Genomic DNA, 23,204 nt, shown 5'->3' on the forward strand with positions numbered 1-23,204 from the left:
TGCGACGGTTGAACGCTCGATGAGACATTCGCCAGAAGATCTACTGCGTGCCCGGACGCTGGGATTCCTGATCCCGCGTCCGGGCGCGCGCCCCTCCCCGCGTGCGGAGGATGAGGAGCTGGTCTCCAGCGAGTCGGTCGGCCGGATTCTCCGCGCCGTGGGACACCGCGTTCACGAGGTGATCTCCGTGACGCGGTGCGTCTCCCGGCGGCGCGTGGTCCTGGTGCGGCTGGTGGACGGCTCCTTCGTGCTCCTCAAGTGGCCGGATGAGGACATCGATGTCGAGAACAACTATGAAACCGCCATGCTCGGGCTGCTCGACGGAGTAGCGCTCCCTCCCGAGATCAGAGCGGCCATACCGCGCATCCTGGCGGTGGACCCGGAGACACGCGTGGTCGTCGTCGACGCGATTCCTCCGTGTCTCAGCCTGCACGATCTGCTCAAGGACGAAAGGCTGGTCCCGGAGCCCTACCTGCGGGCACTGGCTCGGATCCTCGCGGCGCTGCACGGTGTCCCGGTGCGGGGGATCAGGGACAAGCACCCCGACCGGATGCTGGGACCTCCGGTGCCGCGGGACACGCTGGTGAGCACGAGGGAGTACGCCAACGGCTGCGGCCTGGACTTCGACGACTACCTGCGGTCGATGCAGGAGCTGGAACCGAGATTCCGGGAGCTCCATGACCGGTGGGCTCCGAACAGCCTGATCCACTTCGACCTGGGAGGAGACAACGTCCTCTTTCCGGTGGCACCGCCGGCCGGCGCCCTGCCGGTCAGGCTCATCGACTGGGAGCTGGCGGGGTTCGGCGACCCGATGTACGACGTCGGTTTCCTGGTCGGCCAGCTGTTCCTCGGCGAAATGCGACGGGTGCGGTTCGCCGTCGGGGCCACCGACTGGATGTCGCAGCTACAGACCAACGCGCACAATTTCATGAACGCTTATTCGGATGCCAGATCCGTCTCCGAAGAGGATGTAAACCGGTTGGTGCAGTACGCCGGTATAGCGCTGCTCGTCCATTCCACCGTCCGGCTTCAGCAGATCGGGGCACTGGGCAGGATCGGCCACCTCTGCCTGCACTTCGGTAAGCGCTTCGTTCAGCGTCCCGACATCGTGTCCACGCTCCTTCTGGGCGGGCACCGGAGAGAGGGGCGGGCCGGTTGAACAGCTACGAAAGGATCTTCTGGCGGATCGCGGAAGAGATCGAGATCCTGGACTCCACCACTTTCCGCCACCCGGAGCTCGGCACCCTGGAGCCGCCGAGGGACCTGGACGTCGATCCGGAGCGTCCGGTCCTGGCGTATCTGCACCGCGTGCTCTACCTCACTTACTACGCCGGAGACCACTTCGCCGCGGAGCTCTTCCTCCGCGGCGGACGCCGCGCGGCGTCCCTGCAGGGGCACGAGGACTTCGACCTGGTCAACCGCATCCAGGCGGCCAGCGTGGGGCGAGGACAGCTGAGGCACGGCTGGATCATCCAGGAGAAACGGGATGACGACTACCTCGTCACCAAGGACCGCCTGACCCTGCGGGCCTCGGAGGAGGAGCTGTCCACCGACGGGCCGCTGGTCAAGGGGAGGGCAGTGGCACTACGCCTGCCGCCCGACCGGCCCTACCTCCTGCTGGGCTGGTACACGATCTTCGGTGATCATGGCGTGCTGGACGGGGGAGACGGTGGGCTCGTCCGCCTCTATCTCACGCTGGCCGACGCCGACGCGGCGCCTGGGCTGGTCCGCTCCACCACTCGGGCACTGAACGCGTTGAAGGTCCCCTTCCAGCTCAAAGTCGTCAACCACCCGGAGGCGTTCAAGCGCCGGGACGCCTTTGTGATCTACATGAGCGCCGGCGCGTGGGAACGTCACCGCGCGGTGCTGGAGGCGATCCACCGCGGTCAGGCGGACCGGTTCAGAGACGACCATCCCTGCTTCGCGCTCAGGTTGGCGCCGGGCTTCTCCTTCGCGCAGGAACCCGAGATCAAGGGGCAGCGTACGAGCTTCGGCCTGCACCGGTGCCAGCTCGTGGCCGAAGGCCTCGTGCGTGCTCACGAAGAAGGGGCCGACTCGCCACGCGAACGTTTTCTGGCGATCAGGAGCAGATACCGCGAGGAAGGCCTCGACATCCGTCACCCCTACCTGAACGCGCCGGCGGGATGGACGTCATCCGGCCTCGCCGGCGCGTAGGACGACTCAGAGGAGGAACCATGCACCTTCGGCAGCACGTTCCGAAAATCAACGGGACAGGCGCTCACCGTGAAGTGAGTTCGGAAGTCACGTGGGAGCGTGTACGGCCGCACCTTCGGCGGGCCGGCATCACGCGAGTGGCGGACATAACATGGCTGGACCGCATAGGGATACCGGTCTACAACGCGATCTCTCCGCGCTCGCATGACGTGATCTCGGTGTACAACGGCAAGGGCGCCCGGCCGATCGACGCCATGACGTCAGCAGTCATGGAGGGCATCGAGCGGTTCTCCGGCTGGCTGCCGGTCCGTCCCGCGGCCATCGCCTCCTATGAGGAGCTCCTTGCCCAGGGGCGGACGGTGCTCAACCCGCGGGACTACAACCTGGAGCTCTCCCGCCACTACCGGGACGACGCGCCTATCTCCTGGGTGGAGGGCTTCGACCTCCTCAACGAGGAACCGATCCTCGTGGCGCAGGACTGCGCGGTCTACAACATCAAGATGCACGAGCCGCCCACCTACGAAATCTCCACCACCAACGGTCTGGCGTCGGGCAACAGCCTGGAGGAGGCCATCTGCCACGCGCTCTGCGAAGTGATCGAACGGGATTCGATCACCATCGCCGAGCTGCTGAGCAGCCAGCTGTCCCAGGTGCTGGAGAAGGGCCTGCACGTCGAACGCCAGCCGGTGGCGCTCTCCGAGCGGCTCAAGGAACTGCATCCCCACATCGACCTGGAGAGTCTGCCGCAGCGCGCGCAGGCCCTCGTCCAGCAGGTCCGTACGGCCGGCATCGAAATGCGGGTGATCAACATCACCACCGACCTCGGCGTCCCGAGTTTCATGGCGGCGACCGCCGAAGACCTGGGACCGACCGTTTCGAAGGGGCACGGTGGGTTCGGGACGCATCCCGACGCGGAGGTCGCGCTGCTGAGAGCCATCTCGGAGTGCGCGCAGGGAAGGGCCGTGGACATCCAGGCCATGCGGGAGGACATCAGTCTCCCCGGTGAGGACGTCCCGAAGAACCAGTACCACGTGCGGAGATCTTCGACCCTTGACAAGGGAGGTTGGGCCTGGCGGCCGGTCGGCAAGCTCACCCGGATGTCCGAGGTCCCCTCTCGGCAGAGCGACGACATCGTCGCGGACATCCGGTTCATGTTGGGCCGACTCCGTTCCTGCGGAATCCAGCGCGCGGTGGCGGTGGACCTCTCACCGCCGGGCATCCCGGTGAACGTGGTCCGCGTGGTGGTACCGCACCTTGAGTCGTGGGGAGTCGACTACAGCAAGCTCGGGCCCCGGGGCGCGCAGGCGTGGACGCGGGCGCTGACAGACCTGGCGGCGAGAAAACGTGAGTCCAAGATTCCAGCCTGATGTGAGGAGCGATCCTGTGACAGCCGTGGTGTTCGCCGGTCCCAGCCTCGACCGAGAGTCGGTACCGCGCCAGCAGGACATCGAAGTCCTGCCGCCGATTCAGCGAGGTGACATCAACGCACTCATCGCCCGCGACAGACCCCCCACCGTGATCGGCATCATCGACGGCCGCTTCATGCAGAGCCTCTCGATCTCTCCGAAGGAGGTGCTGAAAGCCATCGATCTAGGGATCAAGGTGTTCGGTTCGTCGAGCATGGGCGCGCTCCGGGCCGTGGAGTGCGCGCCGTACGGCATGGAGGGCGTCGGAAAGATCTTCGATGAATACCTGTCGGGGCGCATCGACGCCGATGACGAGGTGGCCATGGCCTATTCGGACGAGGACTTCCAACCGATCTCCGAGCCCTTGGTCAACATGAGGTTCGCCGTCGCCGCGGGGCTGTCCGCCGGGGCGTTCGAAGAACGCACGGGAGAATCCTTTCTGCGGACGGCCAAGCGGCTCTACTTCCCCGAGCGGACGGTCGCCCGAGTGCTCCGGCTGCTCACCGGGGAGGTCGCCGACGCGGAACACCGTCGCATCGAGGAGTTCTTCGCCGCCTCCGCGCCCGACACCAAACGTGATGACGCGACCGAGCTGATGTCCAGGGTCGTGGCCTGTATGGCCCCGGCCGGGCCGACGACCCCGGGGGAGGGGCCCGCGGCATGACAGGTCTGCATCGTGAGGAGCTCTCGCGGCTCCACGGGGAAGGCTTCTGCTTCCCCGTGGAGCTCCTCAGCCGGGAGGAGGCCGCGGAGATCCTCAGAGACGTGCGCCGATACGAGGAGATCGCCACCAGAGTCGGCGGGGTCCTCGGCCATCACTGGACGTACCCGAAAAGCCATCTGGTCGCCGGCTGGGCCGATCGCCTGGTGCACGACAGCCGCGTTCTGACCGTCGCGGAGAACGTACTGGGACCCGACCTGCTCGTCTGGGCGACGAACCTGTTCTTCAGGAAGGCGGGGAGCCCCGGGGAACTCGCCTGGCACCAGGACGCTCCGTACTTCGGGTGGGAGGATTTCCACGGCAGGACCGTGCGCATGTGGATAGCGCTGACCGACACCGATCGGGACAACGGCACGATGCGCTATGCCCCGGGGACGCACCACGGCGGCATCATGCCGCACCGTTACCGGGGGTCCGGTGTCTCGGCCCTCCTACGCGGGGAGGAGGTCGAGTTCGACGTGGACGACGAGACCGCCGTCGACGTCACGCTGACCGCGGGTCAGTGCTCGCTGCACTTCCCCACGACGATTCACAGCTCCGGCCCCAGCGTGAGCCCGACGGACCGCGTGTGTTTCGCCATCGATTTCATCCAGCCCGGGGTGCGGCCGCTGGCCGGTCCGGACAGTGCCCTCCTGGTGCGGGGCACGGACGGCTCCGGCCACTACGACCTCGAACCCCGGCTCGGCGAGGAGTTCGACCCGGCGGCGCTCAGGGCGTTCTCCCGGGCGACGAAAATCCGGCACGACCGGTTGATGAACGTCATGCGCGCCGGTCGCACGGCCGGCGCCACAGTGGGACAGGCGGTGTGACACGCCGTGATCCACCCCCGGACACCCTGGGCGGCCGAGCCCGTCGGCGAACTCGGAGCGCCGGCCTCCTGGGATCTCACTGCCTGGTTCCCCCCGGTGGTGGACCAGGGAAACATTCCGCTGTGTACGGCCGCCGTCATCGCCGGAATCGCCGGCTACTACGCGCGCCGGGGTGGGGAAGATGATTTCACCGCCTCCGTTCTCTTCAACTACCGCACCTCCCGCCTGATAATCGGGGAAAGGGACAGGGCCGGATCGAACCTGTTCCGGAGCTTCGAGGCCTGGGACACCTACGGTATGGTCGGAGAGGAGGACTGGCCGTTTACGGCAGGCCGGGAAAACAGAGATCCGCCGCCTTTTTGTTTCGCTCGGGCGGCGGGCCGCAAGGGGATAATCTACGGTCGTATAATGCGCGGGGAAGGCGGCACCGCAACCCGCCTCCGCGCACTACGGCAGTATATTCTCAGCGGAATTCCGGTGGCCGTCGACATACCGCTCCATCCCGTTCAGCTGTCCTCGTTCCGGAGTCATGTCCTCCCCCTCCCGCCGGCCGGTGCGGCGACATTCGGACGGCATGTGGTAATCATCGCCGGATACGACGATGATCGGACATGCGGTGAAGGGCAGGCGGCCGGCGCGTTTCTGGTGCGCAACAGTTGGGGATCCAGGTGGGCTGCGCAGGGTTACGGGTGGTTACCGTACTCCTATTTCGAGAACCGCCTGATCCGGGAGGCCTGGATCGTGTTCGAGAAGAAATGGAAGGAGCAGGCCCTTGAGCCCCGGGGGTAAGCCCTCCGCGAGAAGGATCGCTTCGGTGGGGAGATGGCTGATCCCTGCCGTCATCGTGCTCGAACTGGCGCTTCTGGCGACCGGCGTCATCGATCTCGGCACCGGCGTTCAGATCGTGCTGGTCATCGAGCTGCTGCTCCTCGTGCTCGTACTCGTGCAGGCGAGAGCGGCGTGGGCCACCTACCGTGACGCGCGCGCGGACGGTGACGACGAGGTCGGCGCGGCCGGGACCGCCCTGGACACGGTCCTCCCCGCGCCGGCCGCCGCCGTCTTCAAGCAGGACCTGCTCCTGTGGCGTGCGCTTTACCTGGCAGTCCGCCGCAAGAAGGACGCCGGCGCGGACGAGGCCGCCATCGCCTACGGCAAGGATGTCCGGCTGACCATGTGGCTGGTCCTCATCGCCGACGGTGTGCTGCTCGTGGTCGTCCACGCCGCGCTGCCCTGGCCCACGGCCCGAACGATCATGCTGGTCCTGGGCGTCATCGGGGTGCTCTGGCTGGCTGGCTTCGTGGCGACGCTCTACGTCTATCCCCACTGCGTCAGCCGACGGAGGCTCCGTCTGCGCTTCGCTTCGTTCTACGACATCTCCATACCGACCTCCCTCATCAAATCCGCTCGGATCGAGAAGAAGAGCAGGGGGATGCGCAGGTCGGCGGAGGTGGTCGGGGACAACCTGGTGATGGAGGTCTCCAGCTCCACGAACGTGATCGTCGAACTCAGCGAGACGCACAGTGTGAAGCTGCGCAGGGCCGAGCACCCGATCACGAGGATTCACTGGTACGCGGACGAACCCGCGCAGGCGGTCGAGCTCGTCCGCAGCTTCATCGGGAGACCGAACGACTCGGCGTCCATGGGCGTCTGACAGAGGAGGACGACACATGGCGCGCGTAGTCCTCGCCACCGCCCTGCGGCCGGTGGCGGCTCATGCGAAAGAGATTCAGGTTTCCCCGGGCACGCTGGAGGAGGTCCTCTCGGAAGTCGGGTCGACCTACCCCCAGCTCTACGAACGGATCATGGACTCGGCCGGGGTCAGAAGGTTCGTGAACATCTACCTCAATGACGAGGACATCAGGTCGATCAGTGGCCTGGCGACAGAGGTGGGGGAGGACGACGTTCTGATGGTCATCCCCGCCGTGGCCGGAGGGGCGACCCATGACGGGAGCCCCCACCCCGAGTTCTAGGGGTTCCGGAGCCGTCTCTGGTCCGCCGGCCGTGATCATCGCGTTCCGCCGGCGGACCGTCCGCGGAGATCTCGTCACCCCCGGCGGGGATCCGGCGTGCCGCTAGTGGGCGCCGGACGGGCAGGGCATGGTGGTCCGGGAGAATCCGTTCAGCATGTGTCTCGTATACCAGCACGCCAGCTGCTCGGCGGTCAGTGAGCAGTCACCCTGAACCCACCATTTCACTGTGGCCAGGGAGGTTTCAACGGTGATCCGGGTTCTGAGATCGATGAGGGCGCTGTTGGTCCCGGGCAGGGCCGGTGAGGACGGGTGGCTGTATATCTGGTGAATCGATTCGGTCCAGCGCGCGTGAAGCCACTGTTCGAACCAGGTGCTTCTCCGGTGCACCAGAAGCGCATGATAAAGACGCCTGTACGCGGCGAAGTGCTCCAGTATCTCGACGAGGGCCGCCACGTACCGGTAGGGGGCGACCGGATGGCTCGTGGCGACGAGAAGCGAACTCAGGCCCTTCCGAGTGCCGTCCGCGTGAAGAGTCTCGATCATGTGGAACTTGTCGCGATAGTGCCGGTAGAAGGTGGAGCGGTGGACATCGGCTAGTTTCGTGATGTCCGACACCGTGATCACGTCGAATCCTACGGAACAGCTGAGCTGTTCAAGCGACACATGAAGAGCTCGCAAGGAGCGGTTGGTCCGACGATCGCGAGAGTATCGAATCTCAACGTCTGATCGACTGGAATCCAGTGTCAACTTTTGGGCCTTCCGTCTATTGATGGCGTTGCTCAGAGGCTTTCTGAGGGCGTTTCAAAACGAGCCGGTTTCGGCGGATGCGGCTGGTGTCGCGAGCCGGGGCGGGCAGGCATCGACGCAGGCCGGGACGGTGTCGGAAACGGACGTGCCGGCGTCCGGGCGGTGCGCCTTTTCCACCCCGAAGAACTTTCCGCCGCCTCTCCATCTAAGGGGATTACGGCGTGCATGTATAAGGGGTTCGAACAGTGTCGCACGGTTCCGAACGGCGCCGAACGGCGTCGAACGGCGAGCACTGATCGAGAGACCGCGCCGCGGCTCGCAAGGGGAGTGTCGTACAGCGGCGCCGTCCGGCGACACCGGCTGGAGCCTGCTGCCGAGTGGACCTGAGCGGAATGTCATCCAGGTGATCGGTAATGGCGGAAATCGAAGGATCGAGAGATCTGGTCGACCGTCGGGTCGTAGCTGCGAGGAATCGCCGTCGTCGTCAGGGCGACGCTCGTCCGGGGGAGCCACCAGACGCGGGGATTGAATGTGTAGCCGGTCGGGCAACGGACGCTGAATTCGCGATACAGGGCGGTCTTGTTTCCGAAACTCCGGGTGGCGGTGCTGACCGTCCTGGTTGTGACGTCGTCCTCTCCCCCCTGGGTCGATGTGAAGCATGCCTCCAGCTGCCCCATGTCACCGTAAAGCGCCCAGGTGCTTCCAAAGTTCTGGGCGTCTTCCCCCAGGCCCTGGATGATGGCTATCCCGGACTCCATGCAGGTCGCATTGCCCAGCGATTTCGGCTGTATGCAGGTGCTGCCCGAACTGTCGGACTCGTCATATGAGACCTGCCATCCGGCGGGAAGCGTGAAACGGAGTCCGCTTTTCAGCGTGATGAGCTCACCTTCGAGGACCGCCGGGGTCGGGGTCGGAGTCGGGGTCGGTTCCGGTTTCGGAGCAGGGGTCGGAGAGGTCTGCGGCGGAGACTCCGGACGGTCGCTCACCGGAGGCACGGCCTGCTTCATCGTTGATGAATCATCCGGCAGCCCCGGTGCTGGCGAGGAGGTGGACGGAAAATAGGTCAACCACAGTGCGGCCGCCGCCCCCAGCGTCGCCACGCCGCAAGCAGCGATGACCGATATGCGTTTCCGGCGAGCTCTGGCCAGCGACTCGCGGTGTCGCTTCCACGCCGGATCCTCTTCGACCGGCATCCGCCAGGCGTCATCGATGAACGAGGTTGTCGATGAGACGGCATCGGTCTCCGAAGACGATCCTGCCGATTCCCCGTCGGCGGCACCGCGTAGCACCGATCCGATGATCTGGTCTATCGGCGGGCGCTCTCCCGGGTTCTTGGAGACCGCGCGCCCCACCAGGCCCGCCAAGCTCTGCGGGACCGATTCCGTGCTGACTCGATTGTTCAGTATGCGGTGGGCCAGGAGTTCGGGACGCGCATTCCCGAAAGGGAGCTCTCCCGAAGAGGCGTATATCACTATCAGCCCCCAGGCATAAACATCGGTGGCCGGTCCCGCTTCACCTCCCCCATACTGCTCGGGGCTCATCCACATCGGGGAACCGATCAGCACCCCGCTGCGCGTCAATTTGGTGCCGTCCACGGCGCGGGCTATGCCCAGGTCCACTATCCGTGGCCCCAGCGGAGACAGGATGATGTTGCCGGGCTTCAGGTCTCGATGGACCACTCCGGCGCGGTGCATGGCGTGAATGCCTTCGGCGAGTCCCGCCGCGAGACCGATCAGCCCATCTCCGGACAGCGGCCCTCCGGCGCTGATCAGCTGTTCCAGCGTCGGACCGGGAACATACTCGGTCGCGAGCCAGGGCCGGGCGTCATCGGTGCCCGCGCCGAGGATTTTCACGGTGCCCCGGCCCTGTATCCGCGAGAGCAGCTTTACTTCCCGGGCGAATCGCACGATGAATTCTGGATCGTGGGCGAGTTCGGGATGAACTGTTTTTACGGCGACTCGATGACTGCTCCTGTCGATGCCCGCGTAGACGATCCCCATCCCGCCGACTCCCAGCCGGCCCGCCAGCCGGTAGGGGCCGATCTGCTGCGGATCGTGCGGAAGAAGTGGCTGGATCCCGCCGTCGACCGCGTCGATCCCACCAGACATCGAAAATCCCCGCCTCGGTGACGTGGTCCACCACGTGCGTCTCCATGCCGAATCTGAACGGCAGGTGGAAATCCTATGGACGTGGACCGGAGAACTGCCAGGAAGATTCAAACATGTGACCCGGACGACCCCGGCCGAACGGGCCCGCGGGCCGTCGTGGGCGTCCGCCTCGCAGCTCTCACCAGGCGGACAGCAGGAGATAGCCGGCCACCGCCGACCCGGCCAGCGCTCCGCCGTAGCAGGACAGGCTGATCGCCCTTTCGAGGTGCCCGAGTTGCAGCCCGTGACGCAGGGCGTAGCGGAAGCGGTGGGCCCAGTGGAAGAGCGCCAGCACGCAGAGACCGAGAAGAACGACACGTGTGACCGGGTGGCCCAGCACGGCGGCCAGCCGTCCGTGATCGGGCGGCGACGTCCAGCCCAGCGGGAACGCGACGCCGAAGAGGAACAGCAGGGCCGGGATCAGCAGCGCCGACAGCACGCCGCCGGCGCTGAACAGCAGCCACAGGAACGGTTCCACCGGACGCCTGGCCATCGTTCACCCCAGGACCAGGAGAGCCACGAGCGCTGAGGCGAGCATCCACGCCACGAGGTTGCCCACGCCGATCACGGCCGGCGGCAGGCGCCTGCCGCGCAGCCGTACGGCCATCGCGTGCGGTGAGAGCGTGAACAGCCAGGTGACGGCGTGGAGCAGGACGAAGCACAGCGCGACCACGTTCAGCAGGACCATCCCCGGGGCGGCGCTCCAGGTCAGGAACCGCCCGTAGCGCTCCGGCCCCTGGGCGACCGCGTTCACCAGCAGTAACAGGAACACCACCGACCACGCCACGCAGACGCTGCTCAGCTCGCGGAGCACGAACAGCAGATACGAGCGGCGTCGCAGCCACCAGAAGACCGGTACGCGGGGCCGGTACCACCGGGGGTGGAACCGCGTGTAGTGGACCTTCTCGCTCATCACGCCCCCCGTGGCAGAAGGAAGGACTTGAGCGACTCCATGGCCGCGGTGAACTTGTAGCGCTGGATGGCGCCCGCCGGATCGACGTCCTTCGGGCAGACCGCGCTGCACTCGCCCACGAAAGTGCAGGCCCAGATGCCTTCGGCCGCCGACAGGACGTCCATCCGTTCCGAGGCGCCCCGGTCACGCGAGTCGAGGTTGTAGCGCTGGGCGAGGGCGATGGCCGCCGGGCCGAGGAACTCCTGGTCGAGCCCGTAGACGGGGCAGGCGGCGTAACAGAGCATGCAGTTGATGCACATGCTGAACTGCTCGTACTCCGCGCGCTCCGCCGGCAGCTGGGGATACTCGCCCTCGGCCGGCGGCTCCCGCTCCGAGCGGATGAGCCACGGTCTGACCTGCGGCAGCTTGCGCATGAAGTCGCCGATGTCCACGACGAGATCGCGCACGACGGGGAAGTTGGACAGCGGCTCGACGCGTACCGGACCCGGCGCGTAGTCCTCCAGGAAGGTGGCGCAGGCTAGCTTCGGCTCGCTGTTGACGGTCATGCCGCAGCTCCCGCAGACGCCCATCCGGCAGGACCAGCGGTAGGAGAGCGTGCCGTCCAGGTGGTCCTTGACGTGGTTCAGGCCGTCGAGGACCGACCACTCCTTGCGCAGCGGTATCTCGTACTCCCGAGCCGCCGGCTCGGTGTCGCTCTCCGGCCGGTAGCGGGTCACCCGCAGGGTGATGTGATCCGCCATGAGCGTCACCTCCCGTACACCCGCTCCCCCGGTGGCCACCGGGTGATCGTCACCGGCAGATACTCCACCCGCCGTGTCCCGTCGGCGTCGCGGTAGATCAGCGTGTTGGCCAGGAACCTGTGGTCGTCGCGGGCCGGGAAGTCGACACGCTGGTGCGCTCCACGCGACTCCTCACGCCGCAGCGCGCAGTGAACGATGCTCTCGGCCACGTCCAGCATGAACGACAGTTCGAGGGCGGCGACCAGCTCGGTGTTGAAGGTCCGGCTGCGGTCTTCGAGGCGGGCGGAGCGGAATCGGTCCTGCAGGACGCTCAGCCGGTCGGCGGCCTTGGCCAGCGAGCCGCCCGAACGGTAGATCCCCGTGCTCTCCTCCATGGTCGCCCGCATCTCCTCGCGGATGGCGGAGATCGGTTCCTTCCCGTCGTCGCGGTCGAGCAGCCCGTGTTCCAGCCGCCGCCGCTCGTCCTCCACCTGCGCCCGTACGGCCGGCCGTACGGCGGTGCGGGCGCCTTGCGCGCCCGAGGCGAACGAGGCGGCGGCCCGCCCGGCGCGGGCGCCGAACACGAGCAGCTCGGGCAGCGAGTTGGAACCCAGGCGGTTCGCGCCGTTGATGCTGACGCAGGCGGCCTCGCCGGCGGCGAACAGCCCCTCCAGGGGCGTGGCGCCGTGGATGTCGGTGTGGATCCCGCCCATCATGTAGTGCACGACCGGCCGCACCGGGATCAGCTCGCGGACCGGGTCGATGTTCTCGTAGCTCCGGCAGAGCTCGCGCACGAAGGGGAGCCTGGCGTCGATGACCGCCTTCCCGAGGTGGCGCAGGTCCAGGTGCACGATGGGCCCGTACGGCGTGTCGACGGTCCGGCCCCTGTCGACCTCCTTGACGAACGCCTGCGACAGGCGGTCACGCGGCCCCAGCTCCATGCTGCGCAGCACGGGCCCGGGCGAGGGCGTGCCGAGGTCGTAGTCCTGCAGATAGCGGTAGCCGTCCTTGTTGACCAGCCAGCCGCCCTCGGCCCGGGCCGCCTCGGTGATGAGGATGCCGGTGAACGGCAGGCCGGTCGGGTGGTACTGGACGAACTCCATGTCCTTGAGCGGAGCCCCCGCCCGGTAGGCCAGGCCCATGCCGTCGCCGGTCTTGATGGCGGCGTTGGTGGTGAACGGGTAGACCTGGCCGCACCCGCCCGTGCACAGGATGACCGCCCTGGCGGTGATGGCCTCGATCCGGCCCGACATCAGCTCGATGGCGACGACGCCGGCCACCCGGCCGTCGTCGATGAGCAGCTTCGTCACGTACCACTCGTCGTAGCGGACGATGCGCCCGTATCGGAGGGAGGTCTGGAACAGCGTGTGGAGCAGGTGGAAGCCCGTCTTGTCGGCGGCGAACCACGTGCGCATCTTCTTCATCCCGCCGAACGGTCGTACGGCCACGCGTCCGTCGGGCTCGCGGCTCCACGGGCAGCCCCAGTGCTCCAGCCGGAGCAGCTCCTCGGGGGCCTCCTTGACGAAGACCTCGACGGCGTCCTGGGCGCACAGCCAGTCCCCACCGGAGACGGTGTCGTAGGCGTGCTCGTCGAAGCTGTCATCGGACCGGACGACCCCCGCGGCCCCGCCCTCGGCCGAGACCGTGTGGCTGCGCATCGGATACACCTTGGAGACGATCGCCACGCTCAGCCGTGGATCGTCCTCCGCGACGGCGATCGCGGCGCGCACCCCCGCGCCGCCGCCGCCCACGATCAGAACGTCATGCGGAAGCGTCATGCCGCGCGACCAGCTCACGGGCGATGCCGTCTCCGGCTCCGCGCGCCGGCCGCGGGTCCACGCCCTCAGGTCCCATGGTCGGCTCCGAACTCCTCCCGGACCACCTTCCCGTCGTGCCGGACGGCCGTCACCTGGATGCTGCCGTCGTGATATTCATGACGGATCCGGCGGCAGCCGCAGGAAAAGTATTCGTCCCTGATGACCAGGCCCTGTCCGTCGTCGTCCAGGTAGTGCTCGCCGTCCGCGGTCTTCCCGCACGGAGCCTTCGCACCTGTGAAACGGATCTTCGTGCCAACCATCGTCCGCTCCCCTGCAGACGGCCGGGCGTCACAGACAGCCGGGAGCTCCCGGCTCCGCACGCCACGATGGACCGGGGAACGGCCCCGGCCCGCACCGCGGATGCGTCTGGTCTGCCCTGTACAACCCCAGCCTCTCACCCCCCAGACGCTGGGAGAAGACCCGCGATCAAGATTCCCGGGCCGCCCGCCGTGGCGGTTCGGCCGTGTCTGAGCCGTTGAAGCGTGTCTGAGCCGCCGGAGGGGGTCAGCCGCGTCTGAGCCGCCGGAAGAAGGAGCGCTTCTCACGGGGTGGTCCGGCGGCGGGCTTCTCCTCGGCGGGATGGCGGGCCCGCCAGTCGCCGACGACCTCCTCCACGTCGATGAGCGGTTGGAGAAGCGGCGGGCCGGACAGGGTCTTTCCGTAGCTCTCACGGATCTTGTCGTTGACGGTGCCGATGATCCTGCGGGCCTCGGCCTCCGTCCGCGCGCCCACCGCCGCCGCCCGGGACTCCTCGGCCTCCTTGCGCAGCGCGAGCGTCCCCGGCAACGGGAACGACAGGTTCTCCGCCTGCATCTTCTGCCTGATCCACCACATCTCGTCGTACGGCCTGCCCTCGCCGGGGAGGGGTCTGCCCGCGCCCGGCAGGTCGTCGAACTCCCCGCGCTCGGTGGCCTCACGGATCTGCCGGTCGATCCACGTCTCGAAGCTGACTCCAGGTGGTTTGCGCTCCGTCACACTTTCACCTCCCATGCCGCGATCAGCATCACTTCGAGGATAGCCAGGGACATGCGGTGGACATCCGTCGCGTCGATCTGTCACTATTCCGGACATGATCGTAGGAAAGGACAGCGCCACCTTCATCCGGTGAGCGTTCTCGTGCAGCGGGAAGCTGCCGAAATTCGCGAAGAATGGCTGGGCTGGGCGTCGTCGACGCTGCCCGCCGACCGTCCGGCCGCAGAGGCCGCCATCTCCGGGCTCTACCGCCTGATCGGGCTCGCCCCACCACGTTTCCACTGGGTCTCCTCGCCGGCCGCGGCCCTGGCCACCGTCCCCCCCGGCGTGCGCCCACGGCCTTCGGAGGCCGTCGAGCGCATGTCCGAATGGCCGCTGCCACCGCGGCTCGCCGCTGTGATGAGAGAGCTGTGCCGCAGACTCGACGCCCAGGTCAGATGGGTCCATCAGCCGATGGACCAGCTGATCCGCCGGGAGGTCCGCGGCTCGCTCTCGCAGTCCGCCAGATCGCTTCTCATGCCGCTCCAGGCGGCGCACGGCTCGCAGCCCCATCCGGGGAGCGGCTGGCACGACGTGCGGTGCGTCTCCTGGGTCGCCCACTACGACGCCCTCCGCCGGGCGGCCGGCGTGGTCTTCACCCCCGAGCAGACCCGGCAGTTCGACCTGTGGGCGGCGGTGGCCCGGTCATGCGGCTGGTGGTGGCCCCGCGAGGGCGTGTGCGTCGTCTCCGAGCGGCCCGTCGCCATGCACACGGAGGTGTGGGGCGATGACGGCGAGGTGCGGCTGCACCGCGCGGACGGCCCCGCGGCACGTTACGCGGACGGGTGGGAGGTGTACGCCTGGCACGGGACGCAGGTGCCCTCCTGGGTGATCACGGATCCGAGCGTCCCGCGGATCGCGCGGGAGGCCAATGTCGAGGTCAGGCGGTGCGCGATCGAGCACATCGGCTGGGCGTCCTACATCGACCGGGCCGGGCTGCGGCTGGTCGCCTCCGCGCCGGACCCCGGCAACCCCGGCTCGGAACTGCGGCTCTACGACATGCGGAAGGAGACGAGGGTGCTCCTCGCGGTCAACGGGTCCGTCGAACGCGACGGACACCGCCGCCGGTACGGGCTGACCGTGCCGGGCTCCCTCGACGATCCGATCGCCGCCGCCGGCTGGACCTACGGGCTGTCCGCCGAGCAGTACTCCCTTCTCGTCCGCCGAACCTGAGGTGACCTCCATGACTGTGACTCTCGCTTCGCTCTCCCAGCAGACCGGACTCGCCGTGCTCGACCACCTTGAGCAGTCGGTGAGCATCCCCGTCGTCGACGGGCTCCAGGCCCAGGGCGACCTCATCGTCATCCCGCTCCCCGTCGTCGCGCCGTCCGTGCGGCCCTGGTGTGACGCTGACTGGCCCTGGCGTGCTGCCGGCTGGACGGACGTGCCTCCCGAGGGGGTCGAACTGCTCCGCGGCGCGGCCGGGGGCAACCCGCACACGCTCGTCGCCGACCCCGGCACCTGCCGGTGGACGACCGACGTGCTGGACTCCGACGGGCTGGCGATCGGCATCTTCGAGACCTCGGCCGTCGCCTACCTGTTGCATCCCGAGCACGGAGCCACGGGCTGCACGCCGGGCGCCTATGTCGTCCGGCGGCAGCGCGAGTACGAAGGGCGCCGGGCGCGCCTCGTCGCGGACTGATCCCGGCGTCCGGCAGGCTTCTCCGGAGCGCGGCGGCCTGACCGGAGGCCGACGCCGGTCTCCTCCGGACGCGCGCCGGATCTTCTCGACCGCACAGGGCGCAAGCCCAGGTCATCACTACGACGGCCTGGGCTTGCCCCGCGGACACCGGCCTGCTCGGTCCCACCCGGCGCAGCGCTCGCCACCGTCAGGGGCCAGGAGCTGCTAGCGGGAGCGCTCCCTGAGCGGTCCGCCGTCTGTCAGCGGTGCGGGTAGGGCGGCTGCTGCACCGGGTAAGGCTGCTGCACGGGATGAGGTTGCTGCACCGGGTAAGGCTGCTGCACGGGATGAGGTTGCTGCGTCGGGTAAGGCTGCTGCACCGGGTAAGGGGGCCGCCACTGGCCTGGGTAGCCCCCCGGGTAAGGGGGATGCCAGCCCGGATAGGGCGGTCGCCAGCCCGGATAGGGCGGATACCAGCCCGGGTAGGGCGGGCGCCAGCCCGGGTAGGGCGGGCGCCACTGGCCGGGCACCGACGACACGGGCACGCAGTCGTACTGCGGGCAGGGCGTGGTGAAGCACTGCTTGGGCGAGGGCACGCAGACGCGGCCCGGACCGCAGTTGATCGCTGCGCACGGAGATCCGGGACTGCACGCGCCGGCTGCCTGCGCGGCCGGCGCGGCGGCGGCGACCGTCCGTACCGCCGCGGTGGCCGGCGACCTGTCCGCCCATGCTGTGCTCGTTGCGGCCGGTGATCCGGCCGCAACGAGCACAGCCAGGACAGGGATCAGTTTTCGGAGCATTTTTCCCCCAGTTGTCATGATCGCTTCTGACTTCTTCGGCGATGTTCGCACTGGGCGTTCCTGCTGACGGCAAAATGACTCTCCGCAAGTCGAATGGCTTGCGGAGAGTCAGACAGCGACGCCGCCGCGCGGAGGTCTCCGACGAGAGCGCCACCGCATCGGTCACTCCGTGGGGCCGGTCTCCAGATGCGTCGTCACGGGCGGTCCCGGGGTGCGGCCCACGGGCGGATACTCGCAGTCGAGCTGGCTGACATCCACGTCCCTGCTGCTGTTCCAGCCCTCGCCCTCCCGGGCGGTGTAGACGAACGTGCAGGCTCTGCCGTGCGAGTCGCTGAAGTTGGAGACGAAGATCTCGTCGTCGTCGGCGCATCCTGTCAGAGCCAGTGCGGCCACTCCGAGTCCTGCGCACCATGCTGTGGCGCTCCGGCGGGTCATGCCCGGATCGTACGTCCGGAAAGCCCGGGTGATCCGTCTCCTCACGGGGAGATCGGCATACCTGCGGAGGGTCGTTCCCGGTCCTTCCGCCGCACGGCACGTAACGCTCCTGGTCCGCCTGGCGCGGCGGGCCGATCGCGGGCGGTTGCTCCCGGCCCCTGACGGGAGCAACCGCGCGTGCGCCGTCCCGCTATCTGCGGGGTGTGAAGGACAGCAGGTCGCCGGGCTGGCAGCCGAGAGCCTCGCAGATCATGCTCAGCGTGGAGAACCGGATCGCCTTGGCGCGGTTGTTCTTGAGGATCGACAGATTCACGTTGGTGACCCCCACCCTGTCGGCCAGCTCGACCAGCGTCATACCGCGTTCCTCGAGCAGCCGGTCCAGGTGCACTTCGATGGCGTGTTCGGGGTTCTCGGCAGGGGGCATCCGACGGTTCCTTATATATCCGCAAGGCCGTCGCGCTGCCGGTCGACCGCGTGGTCACCCTGGGCCGGGTGTTAAGGACGGCCGGCGGCGCCAGCCGCCCCTTCCCCGTGCTGGGCGGCGGCGAGGACGACCTCTCTAGTAGTAGCCCTTTCCGCCGTCGAGGAGCTCCCGGATGACGTCCACGTGACCGGCGTGCCGGGCGGTCTCCTCGATCATGTGGAGCAGGATCCAGCGCAGGGACGCGGCGGCCACCCGGAAGTCCGGATGCTTGCCCACGTCATCCAGCGAATGGGCCGCGATGATCTCGTTCGACACCGCGCACTGCCTGTCGTAGTCCTCGAGGAGCTGCGCGAGCGGGATGCCTTCGACCATCATGTCGGCATCCTCGGACCCGTCGTCGAACTGGGGGCCCTTGGCCGGCCGGCCCAGCAGCATGACCTCGAACCAGGTGTTCTCCACCCAGCGCATATGGGAGACGACACCCGCCATCGTCATGAGGGGAGAGGCGGGAAGGACGGATCGATGCGCGTCCGCGTCGGATAGGCCTTCGCATTTCCAGTGAATTATCGCGCGCTGCATATCGAGCCAGCCGACGAGCTGGGTCCGTTCGTCCGCCTCGAAAGGAGGGCGATTACGAGGAGGAGTCATGAACGCCGACGCTACCCCAGCAGAGGTGAGAACGCACCGTGATTTCCGCCGGGGGCGGCTCCCGCGGGTTCAACCGGCCGGTCCGGGGCGGACAGGCGCCCCCGGCGGAGGCGGAGCCGGCGGTGTTCACCTCTCGCGCCGGTGGTGGGGGTGGCGGTCCACCAGCTCGGACAGGAGCGCCTCCCACCTGGCCCCGATGGTGGCGAGCCGGTAGCCGGCCGCGGTCTCCAGGGCGCGGGCTCCGATCTCGCGGCGCAGCTCCTCGTCCTCGATGAGCGCGCAGATCGCGTCGGCCAGCGCGCGGATCTTCCCCGGCCTGACCAGCAGCCCGTCGGAGCCATGGGTGATCAGCTCGGCCGGCCCGGTGGGGCAGTCGTAGCTGACCACCGGCAGTCCCTTGCTCATCGCCTCCAGGATGACCATCGGCATGCCCTCGCGGCGGGAGCTGAGCACGAACATCGAGGCGGCGCCGAGCTCCGCGCCGACGTCCTTGACGGAGCCGCCGAGGAGCACGCGCCCGGTCAGCCCGTGGCCGTCGATCGACGCCTGGAGCTTCTCCCGGCGCGGGCCGCCGCCGAAGACACGCAGGGTCCAGTCCGGATGCCTGGTGTGGACCTGGGCCCAGGCGCGGATCAGCAGGTCGTGGCCCTTGACGTGGGTGAGGCGGCCCACGGTGACCACGGTCCTGGCGGTGAGGGGGGAGATGCCGCCCTCCAGCCGGGTTACGGCGTTGGGGATCCGGGTCAGCGTCCGCGGGCCGCTCCTGCCCGCCCGCCGGTAGGCGCGCTCGTAGGCGAGGAGGTCGGTCCGGGTGAGTGTGACGAGGGCGTCGAGCCTGCCGTACCGGCGGAGGATCTGCCTGCGGACCGCCGGCTGGTGGCCCGAGAGGTTCGCGTGCTCCTGGGCGACCGTGATGACCTCGGGCGGGGCGGCGCGGGCGGCGATCAGGTTCAGGCCCGGCCGGGTGCCGATGAGGACGCCCCGGCGGCGGGAGCGGATGTAGCGGACGAGTTCGAGGTCGGTCCGGAGGGTGAACCGGTGGTAGGCGGTCTCGTCCTTGGGCACCAGCACGCTGGGCAGGCGTGACAGCAGGCCCCTGCGCCGGGGCAGCCGCTCGTCGAGGTAGCGGACGCGGACGCCGACGGGCACGGGGAAGAAGGGCCGCTCGCGCTCCCTGACCACGCTCACGATCTCGACGTCGTGCGTCCGCGCGAGGTGCCCGGCGAGGTTGAAGACGGTTCTGATCGTGCCGCCCATGCCGTTGGCGTGCAGCAGCAGGATGCGTATCTCGTGGCCGTCGGGAGGCGGCGCCGACCGGGCGCGCTGCCGGTCGCGTGCCTCCAGTGCGCTCAGGAGCGCCTTCGCGACGACGCGCCGTAAGAACGACAAATCACATTCCGTTCGTGTCGATGTCGGTGCCCCGGCCAGGTGCCGGCGCCCTCTCCGGCGGCCGGTGTCCTGCCCGGATCCTGGTGTCCTGCCCGGGGCGCGGAGGACGGCTGCCGGTGGGGCGAGCGGACGGGGGGCGGGCGCTCAGTTCCCAGCCGTGGGCTGCATCTCCGTCCACTCGATCCCGGCGAGGGCGCGGGTGAAGTCACGGGAGGACAGCCAGAGCTTGTACATGATCGCGGCCTCGAAGACGAGCAGGAGCGCCGCCGCGCCGATGGTGACCGGGATGATCTGGCCGGCCAGCGGGCCGACGATGAACACCGCCATCTGGAACTCGATCCCGCTGACCAGGTGTGTGCGGACACGGTGGTCGCGTAGCCAGTCGCGGACCCGGATGTACCAGGCGAAGCGCGTGCGGAACTCCTGCTGAAGGTCGACGGGCTCGGCGGTGCGGACCCTGATCTCGTCGGGGTCGGCATCCTCCGGCAGCAGATCCTCGGGGGAGGCCGATGGGCCGGCGGCGGCCGGCCCCTGGGCCGCCCGCCTCAGCCTGCGGCGCATCTGGCGCCGGACCTTCGCCACCTGGAGGGCGTCGACATAGCGGAGCATGTCGAGGAAGACGACCGCGATGCCAAGTATCAGGTAGAGCTCCTGCCCGGTCTCCCGGTACTGCCCCCACATCAGGGCGAGGGTGCAGGTGAGCACGCGGATGCGGTCGAAGACGTAGTCGAGCCAGCCGCCCAGGACGGTCCCGGTGCCCTTGAGACGGGCGATCTTGCCGTCCATGCAGTCCAGCACGAAGCTCAGGTGATAGAGGGCGGCCCCGGCGACCAGCCCCCTCCAGTCGGCCATCAGGAAGCAGCCGGCCGATCCCAGGCCGAGAAGGAAGGCGCCCCAGGTGATCTGGTTCGGGGTGATCGAGGTGCGGTTCGCGGTCCCGACCACCAGCCGGCCCGCCAGGGGATCCACCAGGAACACCGTCCACCAGGCGTCCCGTGCCTTGTAGGTCTGCGACCGCACCTCTTCCAATGTGAAATTCATGCGGCGAACCCTCTTGACCTGACTTCCCGATAAGGCTGGAAAATTTCCGGGTAACACCGGGTGCGGTTGTCAGAATTCGTCGTCCACTTCTTCTGGATCATCCATTTCCTCATACTGGTCGAGCGCATGCGTATCATCTCCGAGATGCAGGTCGTCGTAGGCCCCGAACAGCGCCGCCAACTGCTCGAGAATTGTCTTCGGCATCTGATTCAGCCTCTGAAGAGCGTGTTCATCGGAATATTTCCTCATCCATCCGAGCCGCCACGGGATCTCTCAGCCGTGTGGCATTCCTCGGTGACTCCGGGCGGTCAGTCGCGCTCGACGGACAGGGGGGATCCCGCCGGGCCGGACCTGTCCGGGTCGGCGCCCTCCGGATCGGGCCTGTCCAGATCGTGCTTGTCCAGATCGGGTCCCTCCGGGCCGGATCCCGCCGGGACGGGCTCCTCCGAGGAGGACTCCTCCAGGTCGGGCTCCTCGTCCGTCCAGCCGATCTCCTCGTACGCGGTGAAGGACCCGACCTCGACGGTCCGGTCGTCGGCGAGCCTGCCGACGCTCCTCGTCTCCTTGGCGAGGGGCAGCCCGCTGTCCGGGTCGATCACGAAGCGCCCGTCGCCGGCCTCGCCCTCGCGCCTGTCCACTCCGTAGCTGAGCGCCTGGCCGGTACGGCCGAGCGGGTCGGTGACCTCGCCTTCGGCCCTCATGCCGGGCAGCGAGGCCAGGATCTGGTAGGCCGAGGCCCGGACCCCGGGCGAGACCGGCAGGCCGGAGAGGATCTCCACACAGCTCCCCTGGAGCCACGCCTCCATCTCCCGCTCCAGGTCCATCCCGTCGTACTTCTCCGCGTACCGGATGATGCGCGCCTCCAGGTAGGCCCGCAGTTCCTCCGGTCCGCTCGGGACCGCGCGCAGCTCGGCCCAGGTGAGCAGGTCCTTCGTCAGGACCCCGCCCGACCCCTTCCACTTGCCGCGCAGCCGGGAGGTCACCGGCTCTCCGGGGGAGCCGTCCACCTTCTCCCCGGAGCGGACGTCGCCGAGGCCCCTGACGTCGGCGGGGTAGAGCCAGTCGCCGGGCGAGCCCGCCGCACGCCAGGCGGCCTCGTCCCGAGGGGTCGCGGGCCCCGCGCCGAGATACCGGTCGATCCACCGGCTCTGGCCGCCGGGCCGCTGGGCCAGCCACGTCTCCCGGGAGGATCGGCGCCGGATGAGGTAGTGGCGGTCGGGGGCGACGATCAGCTGTCCTGTGATCGTCCGGGTGCGCCAGTAGGCGCCCTCGGAGGGGGCCTTGGCCACGGCGGTCGCCGCGGCGAGCAGGATCTGCCGGGCGGTCGGCTCCGCGCCCGGCAGATCGGAGGAGGACGCGCTCGGATCGGGGGAGATGACGACCAGGCCGTCCGACGGGAGGACCGCGGTGACCGCCAGGACCGCGCCGGCCAGCCCGGCCCCCACGGCGGTCCACCGCCGCGGCCCCTGTCGCTCCCCGGTCTCCGGCCCCCGGCCGGTGGGCTGGGCCTGCGGTGCGGACAGCGCCGCCATGAGCCGGGCCCGGCCCGCCGCGAGCGCGTCGGGCGAGGGTCCCGGCTCGGCGAGAAGGTCGCGGACCGCGGCCAGATCGCTCTGATCCGCCGGATGGGCGGCGTCCACCCGGTCGTTCAGCTCATCCATCGGATCCTCCGATCATGGGGTTGACGCCGCCGAGGGCGGCGCGGAGCTTCCTGCGTACTCGGTTGAGCCGGGATCCGACGGTGCCGAAGGGGATGTCGAGGGTCTGTGCGACCTCCTCGTAGCTGAGCTCGGCGAGCGCGACGAGGAGCAACACGTCGCGGTCGCCGTCCGGGAGCCGTCCGAGCGCCGTCGCGAGCCGCCCCTGTGCGCCCGCGGCGGCGACCCGCGCCGTCACTCTGTCCTCGTGCCCGCCGTCCGCCACGTCGTCCGCGGGTGCCCGCTGGAACGCCTCCAGCCTGCGCGTCTCGCTCCTGCGGTACTGCGCGAGAAGATTGGTGGCGATCCCGTAGAGCCAGGGCCGCACGGCGCCGCGGGCGGGGTCGAAGCTCTGCCGTTTGCGGAACGCGACGAGGAAGGTCTCGGCGGCGAGATCGTCGGCGATCTGCGTGCCCAGCCGTCCGGCGGCATAGCGGTGGATCTCGCCGAAGTAACGGTCGTAGAGCACCGCGAACACGTCCGGGCGCTGCCACGACTGCTCGATGAGTGCGGCGTCATCGAGTCTCACCGGCACGTCCGGGGGAGCGGCCATTCGCATGGTGTCCCTTCTGTGGGTTATACCTCTATTCCGCCGGAGGGCCGATCTGCCTTCACGTCTTTTTCATGAGATGTCCTGAAACCTGCAGGGGGTGGCGCCCTGTCAGGGCGGTGCCCGGTCATGGAAATGGCGTGGACCACCTCGGTCTCCGAGGT

At 68.5% G+C, this 23,204-nt stretch carries 26 protein-coding genes; 10 read left to right on the top strand and 16 right to left on the bottom strand.

The window, feature by feature from the left end; all coding sequences use genetic code 11:
* Positions 1-19 precede the first annotated feature (19 nt).
* From ACZ6R6_RS21905 to ACZ6R6_RS21940, 8 genes are read left to right on the top strand one after another with little or no spacing between them, the layout of a single operon-like run.
* Positions 20-1,159: a phosphotransferase family protein gene (locus ACZ6R6_RS21905; RefSeq protein ID WP_470095955.1), complete on the top strand. Its 1,140-nt coding sequence runs from the start codon at positions 20-22 to the stop codon at positions 1,157-1,159.
* On the top strand, positions 1,156-2,175 hold the full coding sequence (locus tag ACZ6R6_RS21910) for a T3SS effector HopA1 family protein (protein ID WP_470095957.1): 1,020 nt from the start codon (positions 1,156-1,158) through the stop codon (positions 2,173-2,175). The genes ACZ6R6_RS21905 and ACZ6R6_RS21910 overlap by 4 nt, the downstream gene beginning before the upstream one ends.
* Positions 2,176-2,195: 20 nt before the next feature.
* A complete protein-coding gene (locus tag ACZ6R6_RS21915) occupies positions 2,196-3,542 on the top strand; it encodes a YcaO-like family protein (protein WP_470095959.1) in 1,347 nt (448 codons plus the stop codon).
* A gap of 16 nt (positions 3,543-3,558) precedes the next feature.
* Entirely contained in the window at positions 3,559-4,245 is a 687-nt protein-coding gene (locus ACZ6R6_RS21920; protein ID WP_470095961.1) for a TfuA-like protein, read from the top strand.
* A complete protein-coding gene (locus tag ACZ6R6_RS21925) occupies positions 4,242-5,111 on the top strand; it encodes a phytanoyl-CoA dioxygenase family protein (protein WP_470095963.1) in 870 nt (289 codons plus the stop codon). Before ACZ6R6_RS21920 ends, ACZ6R6_RS21925 begins: the two co-directional genes overlap by 4 nt.
* A gap of 6 nt (positions 5,112-5,117) precedes the next feature.
* On the top strand, positions 5,118-5,900 hold the full coding sequence (locus ACZ6R6_RS21930; RefSeq protein WP_470095964.1) for a C1 family peptidase: 783 nt from the start codon (positions 5,118-5,120) through the stop codon (positions 5,898-5,900).
* Between the two features lie 25 nt (positions 5,901-5,925).
* Positions 5,926-6,762, top strand: coding sequence for a hypothetical protein (locus ACZ6R6_RS21935; protein WP_470095966.1), 837 nt, complete (start codon positions 5,926-5,928; stop codon positions 6,760-6,762).
* Positions 6,763-6,778: 16 nt separating this feature from the next.
* Positions 6,779-7,081: a MoaD/ThiS family protein gene (locus tag ACZ6R6_RS21940; protein WP_470095968.1), complete on the top strand. Its 303-nt coding sequence runs from the start codon at positions 6,779-6,781 to the stop codon at positions 7,079-7,081.
* Positions 7,082-7,183: 102 nt separating this feature from the next.
* Here the strand turns inward: ACZ6R6_RS21940 and ACZ6R6_RS21945 are convergent, their stop codons facing one another.
* The 8 genes from ACZ6R6_RS21945 to ACZ6R6_RS21980 form a co-directional block, all read right to left on the bottom strand.
* Positions 7,184-7,705: a TetR/AcrR family transcriptional regulator gene (locus ACZ6R6_RS21945; RefSeq protein ID WP_470095970.1), complete on the bottom strand. Its 522-nt coding sequence runs from the start codon at positions 7,703-7,705 to the stop codon at positions 7,184-7,186.
* A 518-nt stretch (positions 7,706-8,223) separates the two neighbouring features.
* Positions 8,224-9,936: a serine/threonine-protein kinase gene (locus tag ACZ6R6_RS21950; protein WP_470095972.1), complete on the bottom strand. Its 1,713-nt coding sequence runs from the start codon at positions 9,934-9,936 to the stop codon at positions 8,224-8,226.
* A gap of 178 nt (positions 9,937-10,114) precedes the next feature.
* On the bottom strand, positions 10,115-10,468 hold the full coding sequence (gene frdD, locus ACZ6R6_RS21955) for a fumarate reductase subunit FrdD (protein ID WP_470095974.1): 354 nt from the start codon (positions 10,466-10,468) through the stop codon (positions 10,115-10,117).
* A gap of 3 nt (positions 10,469-10,471) precedes the next feature.
* Complete coding sequence (locus ACZ6R6_RS21960; protein ID WP_470095976.1) at positions 10,472-10,888, bottom strand: hypothetical protein; 417 nt, start codon at positions 10,886-10,888, stop codon at positions 10,472-10,474.
* A complete protein-coding gene (locus ACZ6R6_RS21965; RefSeq protein ID WP_470095978.1) occupies positions 10,888-11,628 on the bottom strand; it encodes a succinate dehydrogenase/fumarate reductase iron-sulfur subunit in 741 nt (246 codons plus the stop codon). The genes ACZ6R6_RS21960 and ACZ6R6_RS21965 overlap by 1 nt, the downstream gene beginning before the upstream one ends.
* 5 nt (positions 11,629-11,633) lie before the next feature.
* The gene (gene frdA / locus ACZ6R6_RS21970; RefSeq protein ID WP_470095980.1) at positions 11,634-13,385 is read right to left on the bottom strand and encodes a fumarate reductase (quinol) flavoprotein subunit; all 1,752 of its coding nucleotides are present in this window, start codon (positions 13,383-13,385) and stop codon (positions 11,634-11,636) included.
* 65 nt (positions 13,386-13,450) lie between these two features.
* Complete coding sequence (locus ACZ6R6_RS21975; protein WP_470095982.1) at positions 13,451-13,684, bottom strand: hypothetical protein; 234 nt, start codon at positions 13,682-13,684, stop codon at positions 13,451-13,453.
* Between the two features lie 244 nt (positions 13,685-13,928).
* On the bottom strand, positions 13,929-14,399 hold the full coding sequence (locus ACZ6R6_RS21980; protein WP_470095984.1) for a DnaJ family domain-containing protein: 471 nt from the start codon (positions 14,397-14,399) through the stop codon (positions 13,929-13,931).
* Positions 14,400-14,528: 129 nt separating this feature from the next.
* Here ACZ6R6_RS21980 and ACZ6R6_RS21985 point away from each other — a divergent pair, with 129 nt between their 5' ends.
* Both ACZ6R6_RS21985 and ACZ6R6_RS21990 read left to right on the top strand, forming a co-directional pair.
* Positions 14,529-15,608 carry a DUF6745 domain-containing protein gene (locus tag ACZ6R6_RS21985; protein WP_470095986.1) on the top strand — a complete coding sequence of 360 codons (1,080 nt, stop codon included), beginning with the start codon at positions 14,529-14,531 and terminating at the stop codon, positions 15,606-15,608.
* A gap of 10 nt (positions 15,609-15,618) precedes the next feature.
* Positions 15,619-16,077, top strand: a complete 459-nt coding sequence (locus ACZ6R6_RS21990) for a hypothetical protein (RefSeq protein WP_470095988.1) — start codon at positions 15,619-15,621, stop codon at positions 16,075-16,077.
* A 941-nt stretch (positions 16,078-17,018) separates the two neighbouring features.
* Here ACZ6R6_RS21990 and ACZ6R6_RS21995 read toward each other — a convergent pair.
* The 8 genes from ACZ6R6_RS21995 to ACZ6R6_RS22030 all read right to left on the bottom strand — a co-directional run bounded on the left by ACZ6R6_RS21995 (position 17,019) and on the right by ACZ6R6_RS22030 (position 23,019).
* Positions 17,019-17,291, bottom strand: coding sequence for a hypothetical protein (locus tag ACZ6R6_RS21995; protein WP_470095990.1), 273 nt, complete (start codon positions 17,289-17,291; stop codon positions 17,019-17,021).
* 190 nt (positions 17,292-17,481) lie between these two features.
* Positions 17,482-17,715, bottom strand: coding sequence for a helix-turn-helix domain-containing protein (locus ACZ6R6_RS22000; RefSeq protein WP_470095992.1), 234 nt, complete (start codon positions 17,713-17,715; stop codon positions 17,482-17,484).
* A gap of 135 nt (positions 17,716-17,850) precedes the next feature.
* Positions 17,851-18,363 (bottom strand): DinB family protein, encoded by a 513-nt coding sequence (locus ACZ6R6_RS22005; protein WP_470095994.1) that lies wholly within the window; start codon positions 18,361-18,363, stop codon positions 17,851-17,853.
* Between the two features lie 126 nt (positions 18,364-18,489).
* Positions 18,490-19,752 carry a glycosyltransferase family 4 protein gene (locus ACZ6R6_RS22010; protein ID WP_470095996.1) on the bottom strand — a complete coding sequence of 421 codons (1,263 nt, stop codon included), beginning with the start codon at positions 19,750-19,752 and terminating at the stop codon, positions 18,490-18,492.
* 144 nt (positions 19,753-19,896) lie between these two features.
* Positions 19,897-20,793, bottom strand: coding sequence for a CDP-alcohol phosphatidyltransferase family protein (locus ACZ6R6_RS22015; RefSeq protein ID WP_470095998.1), 897 nt, complete (start codon positions 20,791-20,793; stop codon positions 19,897-19,899).
* Between the two features lie 69 nt (positions 20,794-20,862).
* Complete coding sequence (locus ACZ6R6_RS22020) at positions 20,863-20,997, bottom strand: hypothetical protein (protein WP_470096000.1); 135 nt, start codon at positions 20,995-20,997, stop codon at positions 20,863-20,865.
* A gap of 104 nt (positions 20,998-21,101) precedes the next feature.
* Complete coding sequence (locus tag ACZ6R6_RS22025; RefSeq protein WP_470096001.1) at positions 21,102-22,454, bottom strand: CU044_5270 family protein; 1,353 nt, start codon at positions 22,452-22,454, stop codon at positions 21,102-21,104.
* Positions 22,447-23,019, bottom strand: coding sequence for an RNA polymerase sigma factor (locus tag ACZ6R6_RS22030; protein ID WP_470096002.1), 573 nt, complete (start codon positions 23,017-23,019; stop codon positions 22,447-22,449). The genes ACZ6R6_RS22025 and ACZ6R6_RS22030 overlap by 8 nt, the downstream gene beginning before the upstream one ends.
* Between the last annotated feature and the right edge of the window lie 185 nt (positions 23,020-23,204).

The sequence above is a fragment of the Streptosporangium sp. NPDC048886 genome (assembly GCF_055586905.1).

Coding starts and splice junctions, on each gene's coding strand:
- ACZ6R6_RS21995 (WP_470095990.1), bottom strand. CDS start 17,291: ATGACCCGCCGGAGCGCCACAGCATGGTGCGCAGGACTCGGAGTGGCC.
- ACZ6R6_RS21915 (WP_470095959.1), top strand. CDS start 2,196: ATGCACCTTCGGCAGCACGTTCCGAAAATCAACGGGACAGGCGCTCAC.
- ACZ6R6_RS21990 (WP_470095988.1), top strand. CDS start 15,619: ATGACTGTGACTCTCGCTTCGCTCTCCCAGCAGACCGGACTCGCCGTG.
- ACZ6R6_RS22005 (WP_470095994.1), bottom strand. CDS start 18,363: ATGACTCCTCCTCGTAATCGCCCTCCTTTCGAGGCGGACGAACGGACC.
- ACZ6R6_RS22025 (WP_470096001.1), bottom strand. CDS start 22,454: ATGGATGAGCTGAACGACCGGGTGGACGCCGCCCATCCGGCGGATCAG.
- ACZ6R6_RS21960 (WP_470095976.1), bottom strand. CDS start 10,888: ATGAGCGAGAAGGTCCACTACACGCGGTTCCACCCCCGGTGGTACCGG.
- ACZ6R6_RS21975 (WP_470095982.1), bottom strand. CDS start 13,684: ATGGTTGGCACGAAGATCCGTTTCACAGGTGCGAAGGCTCCGTGCGGG.
- ACZ6R6_RS22020 (WP_470096000.1), bottom strand. CDS start 20,997: ATGCCGAAGACAATTCTCGAGCAGTTGGCGGCGCTGTTCGGGGCCTAC.
- ACZ6R6_RS21905 (WP_470095955.1), top strand. CDS start 20: ATGAGACATTCGCCAGAAGATCTACTGCGTGCCCGGACGCTGGGATTC.
- ACZ6R6_RS21925 (WP_470095963.1), top strand. CDS start 4,242: ATGACAGGTCTGCATCGTGAGGAGCTCTCGCGGCTCCACGGGGAAGGC.
- ACZ6R6_RS22000 (WP_470095992.1), bottom strand. CDS start 17,715: ATGCCCCCTGCCGAGAACCCCGAACACGCCATCGAAGTGCACCTGGAC.
- ACZ6R6_RS22015 (WP_470095998.1), bottom strand. CDS start 20,793: ATGAATTTCACATTGGAAGAGGTGCGGTCGCAGACCTACAAGGCACGG.
- frdA (WP_470095980.1), bottom strand. CDS start 13,385: ATGACGCTTCCGCATGACGTTCTGATCGTGGGCGGCGGCGGCGCGGGG.
- ACZ6R6_RS21950 (WP_470095972.1), bottom strand. CDS start 9,936: ATGTCTGGTGGGATCGACGCGGTCGACGGCGGGATCCAGCCACTTCTT.
- ACZ6R6_RS21940 (WP_470095968.1), top strand. CDS start 6,779: ATGGCGCGCGTAGTCCTCGCCACCGCCCTGCGGCCGGTGGCGGCTCAT.
- ACZ6R6_RS21965 (WP_470095978.1), bottom strand. CDS start 11,628: ATGGCGGATCACATCACCCTGCGGGTGACCCGCTACCGGCCGGAGAGC.
- frdD (WP_470095974.1), bottom strand. CDS start 10,468: ATGGCCAGGCGTCCGGTGGAACCGTTCCTGTGGCTGCTGTTCAGCGCC.